Origin of the sequence: Mesorhizobium sophorae (assembly GCF_002270415.1) — a bacterium.
GTDB lineage: Bacteria > Pseudomonadota > Alphaproteobacteria > Rhizobiales > Rhizobiaceae > Mesorhizobium > Mesorhizobium sophorae.
In genome coordinates this window covers 169571-182326 of sequence record NZ_NNRI01000001.1, presented here as the reverse complement: position 1 = coordinate 182326, position 12756 = coordinate 169571, and the positions used below count along the sequence as shown (strand labels likewise).

Genomic DNA, 12756 nt, shown 5'->3' with positions numbered 1-12756 from the left:
CATTATACCAGATTTCGAGCATCGGTGAACCTTTTTCGAACGCCCGGGCTTGAGACGGCGGACCATGATCACCCTCACCTATCGCATCGAAACATCAGACATCATCGAGGTGCTGGCGGCCAAGATCGCCAGCGACCAATCGACCGGCACCTTCGTTGCGCTGCCCGGCGAGACCGAGGAGCTGAAGGCCAGGGTGGCTGCGCGCGTTCTGGCGATCCGGCATCTGCCCGACGCCATGCACCCCTCCATTCCGGAAGCCGGCCATGGACCGTTCAAGCGCGCCGATGTCGACATCGCATTTCCGCTCGACGCCATCGGCACAGACCTTGTGGCGCTGATGACCATCGCCATCGGCGGTACCTATTCGATCAAAGGGCTGTCCGGCATTCGCATCGTCGACATGAAGCTGCCGGAGCAATTCCGCGGCGCGCACCCAGGCCCGCAGTTCGGCGTCGCCGGCAGCCGCCGGTTGACTGGTGTCGAGGAGCGCCCGATCATCGGCACCATCGTCAAGCCGGCGCTGGGGCTGAGGCCGCACGAGACGGCGGCGATGGTGGGCGAGCTGATCGAAGCTGGCGTCGATTTCATCAAGGACGACGAGAAGCTGATGAGCCCGGCCTATTCGCCGCTGGCCGAGCGAGTGAAGGCGATCATGCCGCTGATCCTCGACCATGAGCAGAAGTCCGGCAAGAAAGTGATGTATGCCTTCGGCATTTCGCATGCCGACCCGGACGAGATGATGCGCAACCACGATCTGGTGGCGAAGGCCGGCGGCAATTGTGCGGTGGTCAACATCAATTCGATCGGCTTCGGCGGCATGGCCTTCCTGAGGAAGCGCTCCAGCCTGGTGCTGCACGCCCACCGCAATGGCTGGGACATCCTCACCCGCCACCCCGGCCTCGGCATGGACTTCAAGGTCTGGCAGCAATTCTGGCGGCTGCTCGGCGTCGACCAGTTCCAGATCAACGGCATCGCCTCGAAATACTGGGAGCCGGATGCATCCTTCGTCGAATCCTTCAAGGCGGTGACCACGCCGATCTTCTCGCCCGATGATTGCGCCCTGCCCGTGGCGGGCTCGGGCCAATGGGGTGGGCAGGCGCCGGAGACCTACCAGCGAACCGGCCGCACGGTCGATCTGCTCTATCTCTGCGGCGGCGGCATCGTCAGCCATCCGGACGGGCCGGGCGCCGGCGTCCGCGCCGTGCAGCAAGCCTGGCAAGCGGCGGTAGACGGCATTCCGCTGGCGGACTTCGCCCTGACTCATCCCGAACTGGCGCGGTCGATCGAAAAATTCGGCGATGGCAGGGCGGCCTGACGCCATGCGGAACCTGCTGCTCAGCTACTATGGCGACGATCTCACCGGCTCGACCGATGTCATGGAAGCGCTCGAACTCGGCGGCGTGCAGACGGTGCTGTTCATGCGCCAGCCGGACGAAGCCCAACTTTCGCGTTTCCCACATTGCCGGGCCATCGGATTGGCCGGCACCAGCCGCAGCGAGACGCCGCACTGGATGGACACGCATCTCAAGGACGCTTTCACCTGGCTGAAGACGCTGAACGCCGCGATCTGCCACTACAAGGTCTGCTCGACTTTCGATTCCAGCCCAACGACCGGCAGCATCGGCCGGGCGATCGACATCGGCCGCTCGGTGTTCAGTCAGGACAGCGTGCCGCTGCTGGTCGGCGCGCCGCAGCTCAAGCGCTACACCGCCTTTGGACACCTGTTCGCCGCCTATCGCGACCAATATTTCCGCATCGACCGCCATCCGGTGATGAGCCGCCACCCGACGACGCCAATGGATGAATCCGACCTGCTGATCCACCTGTCGCGGCAGACCGGGCTTGCCTCGGGATTGCTTGACCTAGCGACCCTGCAATCCGCGTCACGGTCGCAGGCATTCGATCGCCTCGTGGCGAATGGCGCGGCCATCGTGCTTGTCGACGTCGATAGCCACGGGACCCAGGCACTGGCCGGCAAAGAGATCTGGCGCAGCCGCAAGCCAGGCGGCTCCTTTGTCGTCGGCTCGTCCGGCATCGAGTACGCGCTGCTGGCCGAATGGGCTTCGAATGACATCGTCAGCATTGGACCAGGCTTCACGCCGCCGGGTGCTGCCGACCGGATCGCCGTCGTATCGGGCAGTTGCTCGCCGACCACCGAACGACAGATCCGGCATGCGCTGAGCGACGGATTCGACGGCATCGAGGTCGATCCTGTCGAACTGGTTTCGGAGGCTTCCGAGCAGGTGATCGCGCGTGCGGCGGCAAGCGGCCGCGCCAGCCTGCAAGCCGGGCGCAGCGTCATCCTCTACACCGCGCTTGGCCCCGCCGCCGACAGGGGCGTCGAAATCGACCGGCAGGAAGGCGCCCGCCACAAGCTCGGCCGCGGTCTGGGCGAACTGCTTCGCGCACTGACGATCGAACAGAAACTGCGGCGCGTGGTCATCGCCGGCGGCGATACATCGAGCCATGCGCTCGGCCAGATGGGCATCGACGCGCTGACGGTGCGGATGCCGCTGCCTGCCTCGCCAGGCTCCCCGCTATGCGTCGCCCATTCGCGCTTTGCGGCGATCGACGGACTGGAGGTTGCGCTGAAGGGCGGACAGGTCGGAACCGACCGCTATTTCAGCGCGATCCGCGACGGCCTCGGTGGTTGACGGAACAGTCGCCGCGCCCACAACACATCTGTGCGGGTAAGCCTCAGGATCCTGGACTGTTCACGCCCGAAAGCGCGGCAATCACAGCGGCCGTTACTTCGGCGGTGTTGGCTGCGCCACCGAGATCCGGGCTAAGAAATTCTCCTCGACCGGTAACGGTTTCGATCGCAACCATGAGACGTCGCGATGCAGCCTGCTCACCCAGATGGTCCAGCATCAAGCTCGCCGTCCAGAACGATCCAAGCGGATTGGCAACGCCCTTGCCGGTAATGTCGAAGGCCGAACCATGGATGGGTTCGAACATCGACGGACGATTGCGCGACGGATCGATGTTCGATGTCGAGCCGATGCCGAGCGACCCGCCAAGTGCTGCAGCCAGGTCGGACAGGATGTCCGCATGGAGGTTGGTCGCCAGGACCGTGTCGATGCTGCCAGGCTTGTTGACCATGCGCTGTGTCATCGCGTCGACCAGCATCCAGTCGACAGTCAGACCAGGGTGGTCGCGCACCACTTCGCGCACGACTTCGTCCCAGAGCACCATGCCATGGCGCTGTGCATTCGACTTTGTCACCACGGTCAGCAGCTTGCGGGGGCGCGACATGGCAAGGTCACAGGCAAAGCGGGCGATCCGTTCGATGCCGGTGCGGGTAAAGACGGCGACATCCATGCCGACCTCGATCGGCAGGCCGCGATGGGCGCGACCGCCGACGCCGGCATATTCGCCCTCGCTGTTTTCGCGGACGATCACCCAGTCTATCTGCTTGCCGAGCTCTGGCCGCAGCGGACCCGTCAGTCCGGGTAAGAGACGCGTCGGCCGCACATTGGCGTATTGGTCGAACCCCTGGCAGATGGCCAGACGCAGACCCCAGAGCGTGATATCGTCGGGAAGGTTCGGATCACCGACCGAACCGAAATAGATGGCATCGAAGCCCTCGATCTGAGCCAGACCATCTTGCGGCATCATGCGGCCGTTGCGGCGATAATAGTCCGAGCCCCAGTCAAAGCGCTTGAAATCGAAGGCAAGGCCTGGCTCGACGTCTGCCAGCGTTTCCAGCACCTTGACGCCGGCCTCAACCACCTCCGGGCCGATACCATCGCCGCCGATGACAGCGATCTTATGCAAGGACATTTTCAGATTCCTTCTCGATGGCAGCGACGATGGCGCTGGTCATTCCTTCGGTGTTGGTGATCCCACGTATGTCGCCCGTGCGCGTTTCGGGCCGCGAGAGCGCGGCAATGGTGGCTTGCGCCATCATGGACGCCGCGGCGAGCGCCTCGGCAATGCCGCGGTTGTGGCCGAGCCACTCCAGTAGCATGCGGGTGGATTCGACCATCGCATAGGGATTGACGATGCCCTTTCCGGCAATATCGGGAGCAGACCCGTGCGCCGCCTGCGCCATGGCTATGTTGCCTTCGCCGATACACAGGCCTGGCGCCATGCCGAGGCCGCCGACGAGGCCTGCTGCCTCGTCGCTCAGTATGTCGCCGAACATGTTGGTGGTGACGACGACATCGAATGTCTGGGGATCGCGAAGCAACCGCATGGCGAAGGTGTCGACGATCACCTCATCTACAGCGACGTCAGGGAACTGCTCTGCGGCCCGGTAGCACTCCTCCACGAACATACCGCAGCCGAGCTTGAACACGGTGTCCTTGTGAACGATCGTCAGCTTCCTGCGCCGGGTTCTGGCAAGTTCGAGTGCGGCCTTGGCCACGCGATAGCTGCCGGCACGGGTGATGACGCGGACCGAAATGGTCGTATCGTGCGTTGGACGAAATTCTCCCGAACCAGCAACCACATTGCGATCCGGCTGGAAGCCCTCATTGTTTTCCCGAACGATGACGAGATCGACATCGTCGAACAGCGCGCCAAGTCCGGGAAACGAGCGGGTCGGACGGACGTTGGCGAAAAGGCCGAAGTGCTTGCGCAAGATGGGATGCGGGTTGATCGCGCCAATCACCTTTGGATAGGCGCGATGTCCGATCGGACCGAGTATGAAGCCATCGAGTGTCGAAAGCGTCTCGAGCGTGCCGTCGGGCATCGTCGAGCCGTGTGTGTCGAGTGCCGAGCGGCCAATCGGCATCGGTCGCCAGTCGATGTCGAGACCCGTTCGCGCCGCGGCGGCCCGGGCGATGCGCACGGCAGTGGGCACGATTTCGTGTCCGATATCATCGCCATTGAGGATGCCGATCGTGAGATGGGCCATCGAACCAACCTTTCTGAATGCCGGCTGCGCCGCAGCGCCACGAAGACCGTCAGCCGGCCTTGGCGACCAGGGCCATCAAGCGTTCGAGCGAGGGCTGTTCTTCGAGGTCACGCACCAGCGCGACGACCTCGTCGGTTGCCGAACGAGCAAGGCGGGCATGAGCCGCGTTGTCCCGGAACTTGTCGGCGACCTCTTCATAACTCATCGGATTGGCGGGGCTGCCTTTGCCGAAATCGGCCTCGCCATGGATGACGCGGCCATCATTGAGCGTGATGTCGATGATCGTTGTCATCTTGTGATAGCCTGCCTTCTCGGCCTTTTCGTCGATGACGAAATCCACTCTGTCGATCATGGCCTTGACGTCGTCGCGTTGCGTTGCCGCATCCGTAAATTCGCCAAGCCCGGCCTTGCCGTCGAGCAGCAGGATGGCCATGCAGAATTCCATGGAGAACTTGGCCTGCAACTCATCATGCGGATGGTGATGGATCAGGGCGTTCGGCATGTTGGAATTGGTGCCGATGCGCACGTGCTTCACCTCCCCGGCCTTGATGTCATTCTCACGGATGAGGCGCGCCATCTCAGTCATGCCGGGATGGGTCAACGACCCCGAGGGATGCGGCTTGATCGAGATGCCTGGGTTGGCGAACGTCCAGGGAGCGCCGAGGCGTCCGCGGATGGCGTTCTCATCGTAACCGCCGCCGGCCGCCTGGAAGAACCCGCGCGGGGCCTCCAGTATCTTGTCGGTGGCAGTCCATCCATGGGCGGCGAACTGTGCGGCGGCGACACCGCTTTCCGATGCACGCCCGGCATGGAACGGCTTGGTCATCGTGCCGAAATTCTCACGCAAACCAGCCGACTGGCTGCCTGCGATCGAAAGCGCACGAGCCGTGGTTTTCGCGTCGAAACGCAAAAGCCACGCCGCAGCCGCGGCCGCGGCAAACGTTCCGCAGGTGGCCGTCGCGTGAAATCCCGTCTGATAGTGGCGGGGCGCGATGGCCTCGGCGATCTTGCACTCGACCTCGACGCCGAGATGATACGCCAGCATGACCTGCTTGCCCGAGGCGCCCACCTGTTCGCCAATGGCCAGGGCCGCGGGCAATGCCGGCGCCGTGGGATGGGTCAGCAAGCCGTAGACGCGATCCGTGGCGACGGCCAGCTGGGTGTCGTCATAATCATCGGCATGGATGCCGACACCATTCGCGAATGCCGCAAAGCGCGGTGCAACCTTGCGGCCCGCTCCGATTACTGTCGCGGCGCCCGGCATCAGTCCAAGTTCATCGAGATGGCGGCGGACGAGGTCGCCGCTTTGCGCGACCGAGCCTGAAAGAGCCAGCCCAATGCCGTCCAGTATCGACTTCTTGCCAAGGGCCACGACGTCGTCCGGCAGATCTTCCGGAGTGGCCGACGCGACGAATTCCGCCACATAATTTGTGAGACCTGCAGGTGCGGTGTCGTGCATTGATAGTCCTCTCCATCGAAATTGTAGCGGCCCAACCAGGCATCGAGTTCAAGCTCGACTCCATGTCATGGCCGCCTGATGCAGAAGAGTAGGAAGGCAGTTTTGGTAAACTGTCAACAATTTTTTGTCGACAGGGCAACCGAGTTTTCAGTTCGTCGGACAGTCGCTACCGCCGGCATACAAAATGCTGTCGCGGTATCCGTCCTCGACCTCGACTACAGGTATGGGGTGGAGAGTCGCCCCTGTGGGGGTCAGTCGGAGCCGTGGCGCAAAGCGACGCTGGCCCTGCGCGTTCGCGAGGTGCCATTGACGATATGCGCCCGCCCGGCCGTGAAAGCCTGTTGCGGATCGCGGGCGGCAACAGCCTCAACTATTGCCCGATGCTCGCGGTTGGATATGTCGAGCACGTCGCCACTCGCCAATGCTCGATAACGCTGGATATGAAGCTCACGAGCGAGGCCGAGATAGATCTGCGCCAGGCGTGCGTTGCCACACATCCTGGCCAGTTCGGAATGGAATTCCAGATTGACCGGGTAGTACTGGCTCACCTCACCGGTCTTGGCCAGCGCGTCCATGCGGTCGACGAGCACGCGCAGCCTGGCGACCTCGGCGTCGGTGATCCTCTCGGCAACGCTCATGGTCATGCAGGCGAAGATGTAGGCACGGGCCTCCGAGACATCACGGGCTTCGTCTTCACTGAGTTCGCGTACGAAAAACCCGCGATTGGGGATCACCTGGATCAGGCCAAGAGCGGCCAGCGCGCTGCACGCCTCGCGGATCGGTCCCCGGCTGACCTTGAGTTGCTGGGCCAGGGCGTTTTCGTTGATCCTCTCGTTGGGTGTGAATTCCCCCTCGACAATCATTCGCTCTATTTCGTGCTGCACGACATTGGCAAGCGAGCGCGTGCGCAAAAAGTCGATGGGCGAAAATCCCTGCATGTTCTCGGTTTCGTTAGCCATGGGCCTAAATTCCGTTCAATGCGTCACGGGATATGCCGCTTGCCTGGTCCGGCCCCGATGGCCACCGACGCGTTGCCTGCGCATCATCCATGGTTTGGTCTCCCTCATCGAATTGATGCCGACGCGTCCAATCGAGCCCATGACTGAGACGATACTTCCTCTTGTCAAGCGAAACGCCGATAATTGCTGTGGAACCAAGCTGTATCCTATCAACTGCCACTCCTGGGCGCCGCGCCGCCGAGAACCGGGACCTTGTTGGCTATGAAGACGACAGTGAACGAAACCACCAGCAGCAGAATACCAAGCACCGAAATCGCGCCGTAGTCGCCGCTTTCGTTGAGGTCGTAGATGATGACCGAGACCAGCTTGGTCTGCGCCGTCGTCAGCAGGACCGTCGCCGACAATTCCCGGATGGTGCCGATGAAGACGAAACACCAGGCCGCGATCAGGCTGGTGCGCAACAATGGCGCGGTGATCTGCCAAAGGGTCTTCAGGCGGGTGGCGCCGAGAATCCGGCTGGCTTCCTCCAGTTCCGGATGGACGCCATGGAAGGCCGATGACAGTTGCTGGTAACCGGCCGGAAGCTCAATCGTCAGGAATGCGATCAGCAGGATCCATAGCGTGCCGTAGAGGCCGAAAGTCGGATTGGCGTAGGCCAGGAAAAGACCAACGCCCAGCACAATGCCTGGAATCGCAATCGGCGCGGTCGCCAGCATGCCGAGCAGCGAGGCGCCCGGCACCGCGCGGCGCGCAACCAGATAGGACACGACAAGGGCTATGCCGGTCGCGATCGTTGCCGTCGCGAGGCCGAGGATCAGGGTGTTCCAGATGGCGAGCCGCGTGCTGGAGAATTCGAAAAGCACGAAATTGAAGTTATGGAGCGTCAAGGAACTCCAGCTGAGCGGTTCGGAAATGTTGTGGGTCAGCGCCACCTTGAGCAAGGCCAGGTAGGGGAACAGGATCGTCACGCACAGGATGAACAGCACGTATGCGCCCGCCAGCCATTTCCAGTTGCCCAGCTTCACACGCCGGGGGGTGCCGCTCTTGCCGCCGAGCACGGTGTAGCCACGGCGCCCAAGCAGCCATCTCTGCCCCCACAGCAAGAGCATTGTGACCACAAGCAAAGGCACGGCGCTTGCTGCCGCGAGATCAAGCCGTGGAGGAAACTGGAAGAAGCTCCAGATCTTGGTGGTGAGAACGTGGAACCCGGCCGGCAGCGCCAGGATAGCCGGCGAACCGAACATGGTGAAGGCCTGGACGATGGCGACCAGAGACCCGGCGAGCATCGCCGGCAGCACCATCGGCAGGGTCACCCGCCGCAATGTGGTGCCTGGCTTGCCGCCGAGGATCGCCGACGCTTCCTCGAGATCCGATGGCACCTTGTCGAAGGCGTTGGCAACAAGCGTGAAGACGAAGGGGAACGAGTAGCAGGTGACCGCGAACACCAGTCCCGTGAAGGTGTAGATGTTGAACAGCGCCTGCGATTGATCGAGGCCAAATGCCCAGCGGTAGATGTTGTTAAGGATGCCGCTGTTGGGTGCGGCCAGCATCGCCCAGGCAATGGCACCCAGGAATGGCGGCGTCACGAAGGATGCCGTCACCAGGCTGCGGACCAGGCGCTGCCCCGGCATGTCGGTGCGCGCGACGAGCCAGGCGAGTGGTGTGGCCACCAGGCAAGAGAACACGCCGACGCAACCAGCCATGCCCAGCGATATGAGGAAGGCCCGGCGAATTGTGGCATCGGTAAAGAGACGGGCCAGGTTCGCCAGGGTCGGTGAACCGGCCTTGTTGGTGAGGGCGTAGTATCCCAGCCAGAACAAAGGCAGCAGGACCAGCACACACAGAACCACTGCGAGCAGCACGAAGAGCGGCGTCGACAAATCGAATCTGCCGAGGTGTCGCCTGTTGGCGGTATCGGGGGACAATGCAGCGATGGTCACCTGGTCACCTCTGAGTTTGATCCGGCGTCGGCGGATCAACCGCCGATCTGCCCAGGGATATGGCGATGTCGCCGGTGACGACATCGCAAGATCCTCATTCTGGCACCGATCCGTGGCCGGTGCCGAGCAGTTGCTTACGTGCCGAAATACTCTTCGTACTTCTGCTTGATCTCTTCAACGGCATCCCGAACGTTCGACGGATCGGAGTCGAGAAGCTTGATCTGGGAGAGCGGCGTGCGGTTGGATTTCTCCTTCACGTCCGGGCGAACCGAACGCAAACCGCCGAAATCGTCGTTCAACTGCTGCGCTTCCTGCGAGAACATGAAGGAATAGAACAGCTTGGCTGCGTTCGGATGAGGAGCATAAGCCAGGATCGCGGCGTTGCCGTAAGCGATCGAGGTTCCCTCCGCCGGATAGACCGCCTTGATCGGCACGCCTTTGTCCTGGAGGATGAAGACGTTGTATTCGTTGCCGTCCGCCTGGATCGGGCGTTCGCCCTGGGCGAGGACCTTCGGCGGCTCCGTCGAGGACTGAACCTGCATCACACCCTGCTTGCCCAGTTTCTCGAAATAGTCCCATCCGAGAAGCTGGCTGAGTGCGTAGGTGGCGGTCATCACGTTGCCGCTGTAGCCGGGGTGCGACTTCACCAGCTTGCCTTTGTATTTGGGATCGAGCAGGTCAGTCCAGGTCTTCGGCGCGTCTCCTTCCTTGACCAGATCTGTCCTGTAGGCAATCACCGTCAACGTGGCGCGGAACGCCGCGTAGAAGCCATCGGGATCACGATCCTTTTCCGGCCACATCTTGGCGACATCCTCCGGAACGGCCGGCGTCAGCCAGTTCTGCTCCTTGAACGTCAGGAAATGGGATGCGTCGGAGGTTTCGATGATGTCGGCGTTGTGGATGCCGCTCGAATATTCTTGTCCTATGCGCTGAAAGACGCGCTCCGAACCGGCCCTTTCCACCTGGACTTTAATGCCTGGATAGTGCGCCTCGAATGCGGCGCCCAGTTTCTCGGCGACCTGGACATCAGTGGAGGTGTAGTAGACCACCGATGCTTCCTTGGTTGCCGCGGCAACCAGGTCGTCCGTAACTTTGTAGGGTTCGGGTGGACCGGCCCAGGCCAATTGCCCCCATGCCAAGGCTGCTAGAAACGCGCCTGCTGCGACTTTCTTATTGGACATTCTCTCTCTCCCTAGTGTGCGAGCGCCCGGCAACGATCAGGTGGGCAATGAAGCCAAATTTGCTGGTTTTCCGGGACGGCGACATCGACAGGCGCGATCGCCCGCACGGTTTCGCCACCTGATAGATTGACAAGATAATCGCGATGCGACCCGAGATAGACTTGGCGCACGACCTTTCCGGTGGCCCAGTTGCTCGGATCGCCCTTCGGTTTCTCGTTGGTGAGATGCAGATCGTGATGCCGCACGGATACGGCGGTCTGGCCGTTGGCGGCATAGTCGCCGCTGCCACAGCGCAGCAGCAGACCGTTGCCGCAATCGACAGTGTCCGTTCCGACCCGCTTGCCCTTGAAGATGTTGGTGCCGCCGATGAACTGTGCAACGAACTCCGAACGCGGCCGCTCGTAAATGTCTTCGGGAGAACCGGCCTGCTCGACATTGCCCTGGTTCATCACCACGATGACATCGGCAGCGGTCATGGCCTCCGTCTGATCGTGCGTGACATAGACGGTCGTGTAGCGGAACTCGTCATGGAGGCGGCGGATTTCAAAACGCATCTCCTCGCGAAGATTGGCATCGAGGTTGGAAAGCGGCTCGTCGAGCAGCAGCGTCTCCGGCTCGATGACAAGGGCTCTCGCCAGGGAAACACGCTGCTGCTGACCGCCTGACAACTCGCCCGGATAGCGCTCGGCCAGACTTTCGAGCTTGGTCGCCTGGAGGATGCGACCTGTCTTTGCCTGAATATCGGCCTTGCCCATGCGACGAAGCCGCAAGCCGTAGGCGATGTTCTCGAACACGGTCATATGCGGCCAGAGCGCATAACTCTGGAAGATCATCGACATGTTGCGCGCTTCCGGCGGTTCGCTGGCGTGGGGCGACGACACAACACGGCCGCCGACGCGGATCTGACCGTCCGACGGCTGAACGAAGCCGGCAACCAGGCGCAAGGTCGTGGTCTTGCCGCAGCCCGAAGGTCCGAGCAGGCACACCAGTTTTCCCTTCTCGATAGCGAGATCGACCGCGTTGACCACCGTCAGCTTGCCGTAGCGCTTGGTCAGCTTATCGAGTTCCACAAAGGCCATCCGTCCTCCCGAAACATTTCCTCACAAACGCGATGCGCTTGTGCCTGCTACTAAAGGTCGGTCCAATTTTGTCAATTGTCAACAATTAACTGACGACTATCTGCATGAATTGCAAAGCGCTGCCATCTGCGTTGAATCGAAATGGCTTTGCGGCGCGCTATCCGGCGGCCCACAAGAGGCCGCAAAAGACCAACGATCCTGCGGCCATCAGCGTCAGTGGACCCAAACGAATTGTTCGCGCGGCAACGGCGACCACAATTGCCACGCACCAGGCAATCCATCCCCCTTTCGCGTTGCTCAAGAGAGTGAACACGCTTGACAGCACCAGCCCGGCGGCGAGCGGGGCCAGGCCATAAATCAAAGCCCCTTGCCATGCTGCATTGGGACGGCTGTGCCAGAAATGCGCGATCACGATCACCAGCAGCGACGACGGCGCAAAAATCGCAATCGTCGCAACGATCGCGCCCGCCCATCCGGCAAGATGCCAACCCATCAGCGTGACGATCAGGGTTCCCGGTCCGGGCGCAACGCGGGAGATGGCAAACATGTCGAGGAAGGTCTTGTTGGTCAACCAATGCTGGTTGTCGACAACGCTGTGCTGCAGTTCGCCCAGAATGGAGGCTCCCCCGCCGATGGCCATCAAGGACAGAGGCGCGAACACCAGAAACAGGCTGACAAGCAGATTATCGTCTTTCATGGCGGCTTCTTGCAAAGCCGACGCCGATGCCGATGGGTGCAAGCACCGCCACAACGACGAGAGCCGAGAAATGAAAGACAGTCGCGCCGATCAGCGTGCACGTGAAGAGGGCAATTGAAACCGCGTCGACACAGGCATAGCGCATGGCAAGGTAGCCGACTGACAGTGACAAGCCGGCGGCCGCAACCGCCAGCCCCACGAGGATAGCGCCGATCGCGGGATCGGCGCTCAGCCTCAGCACGATATTTCCTATCAAAACTATCGCGACCGCAGGGGGCAGCACAACCGCCGCCAGCGCCACCACGGCGCCGACGACACCGCGACATTGAAACCCGAGCCAGAGCGCCAGGTTTGCAACATTGACACCAGGAAGTGACTGGCTAAGCGCCAGCCCTGACAGAAACTGTTTGTCGCTGAACCAGCGCCGATTCACCACGAATTCCGTGTGCATCATGCCGTTCACACCACCGCCAATGCTGGTGATGCCGAGCTTGGTGAACGCCAGGAAGAGCTCAAGGAGGTTTGGTGGGGGTGACGTGTCGGGCGCCAGCGGGACATCCATTTGATCCATGAAACCTCC

11 protein-coding genes are annotated in these 12756 nt (G+C 61.9%); 2 read left to right on the top strand and 9 right to left on the bottom strand.

Annotated features, from left to right (window positions below):
* Positions 1–64 precede the first annotated feature (64 nt).
* Both oiaX and CGZ66_RS00765 read left to right on the top strand, forming a co-directional pair.
* Positions 65–1315, top strand: coding sequence for a 3-oxo-isoapionate-4-phosphate decarboxylase OiaX (oiaX, locus tag CGZ66_RS00770; RefSeq protein WP_095080519.1), 1251 nt, complete (start codon positions 65–67; stop codon positions 1313–1315).
* Between the two features lie 4 nt (positions 1316–1319).
* Positions 1320–2654 carry a four-carbon acid sugar kinase family protein gene (locus CGZ66_RS00765; RefSeq protein ID WP_095081052.1) on the top strand — a complete coding sequence of 445 codons (1335 nt, stop codon included), beginning with the start codon at positions 1320–1322 and terminating at the stop codon, positions 2652–2654.
* A gap of 43 nt (positions 2655–2697) precedes the next feature.
* Here CGZ66_RS00765 and CGZ66_RS00760 read toward each other — a convergent pair whose 3' ends face one another.
* The 9 genes from CGZ66_RS00760 to CGZ66_RS00720 form a co-directional block, all read right to left on the bottom strand.
* Complete coding sequence (locus tag CGZ66_RS00760; protein ID WP_095080517.1) at positions 2698–3783, bottom strand: tartrate dehydrogenase; 1086 nt, start codon at positions 3781–3783, stop codon at positions 2698–2700.
* The gene (locus CGZ66_RS00755) at positions 3770–4861 is read right to left on the bottom strand and encodes an isocitrate/isopropylmalate dehydrogenase family protein (protein WP_095080515.1); all 1092 of its coding nucleotides are present in this window, start codon (positions 4859–4861) and stop codon (positions 3770–3772) included. Before CGZ66_RS00755 ends, CGZ66_RS00760 begins: the two co-directional genes overlap by 14 nt.
* A 49-nt stretch (positions 4862–4910) precedes the next feature.
* The gene (locus tag CGZ66_RS00750) at positions 4911–6320 is read right to left on the bottom strand and encodes an MmgE/PrpD family protein (protein ID WP_095080513.1); all 1410 of its coding nucleotides are present in this window, start codon (positions 6318–6320) and stop codon (positions 4911–4913) included.
* Positions 6321–6571: 251 nt separating this feature from the next.
* Positions 6572–7279 carry an FCD domain-containing protein gene (locus CGZ66_RS00745; RefSeq protein ID WP_095080510.1) on the bottom strand — a complete coding sequence of 236 codons (708 nt, stop codon included), beginning with the start codon at positions 7277–7279 and terminating at the stop codon, positions 6572–6574.
* 209 nt (positions 7280–7488) lie between these two features.
* Positions 7489–9219 carry an ABC transporter permease gene (locus tag CGZ66_RS00740; RefSeq protein ID WP_245330953.1) on the bottom strand — a complete coding sequence of 577 codons (1731 nt, stop codon included), beginning with the start codon at positions 9217–9219 and terminating at the stop codon, positions 7489–7491.
* A 134-nt stretch (positions 9220–9353) separates the two neighbouring features.
* Positions 9354–10400 carry an ABC transporter substrate-binding protein gene (locus tag CGZ66_RS00735; RefSeq protein ID WP_095080506.1) on the bottom strand — a complete coding sequence of 349 codons (1047 nt, stop codon included), beginning with the start codon at positions 10398–10400 and terminating at the stop codon, positions 9354–9356.
* 11 nt (positions 10401–10411) lie between these two features.
* The gene (locus CGZ66_RS00730) at positions 10412–11479 is read right to left on the bottom strand and encodes an ABC transporter ATP-binding protein (protein ID WP_095080504.1); all 1068 of its coding nucleotides are present in this window, start codon (positions 11477–11479) and stop codon (positions 10412–10414) included.
* A 157-nt stretch (positions 11480–11636) separates the two neighbouring features.
* Positions 11637–12176, bottom strand: a complete 540-nt coding sequence (locus tag CGZ66_RS00725; RefSeq protein ID WP_095080502.1) for a chromate transporter — start codon at positions 12174–12176, stop codon at positions 11637–11639.
* Positions 12163–12747, bottom strand: coding sequence for a chromate transporter (locus tag CGZ66_RS00720; RefSeq protein ID WP_095080501.1), 585 nt, complete (start codon positions 12745–12747; stop codon positions 12163–12165). The genes CGZ66_RS00725 and CGZ66_RS00720 overlap by 14 nt, the downstream gene beginning before the upstream one ends.
* Positions 12748–12756: the final 9 nt, after the last annotated feature.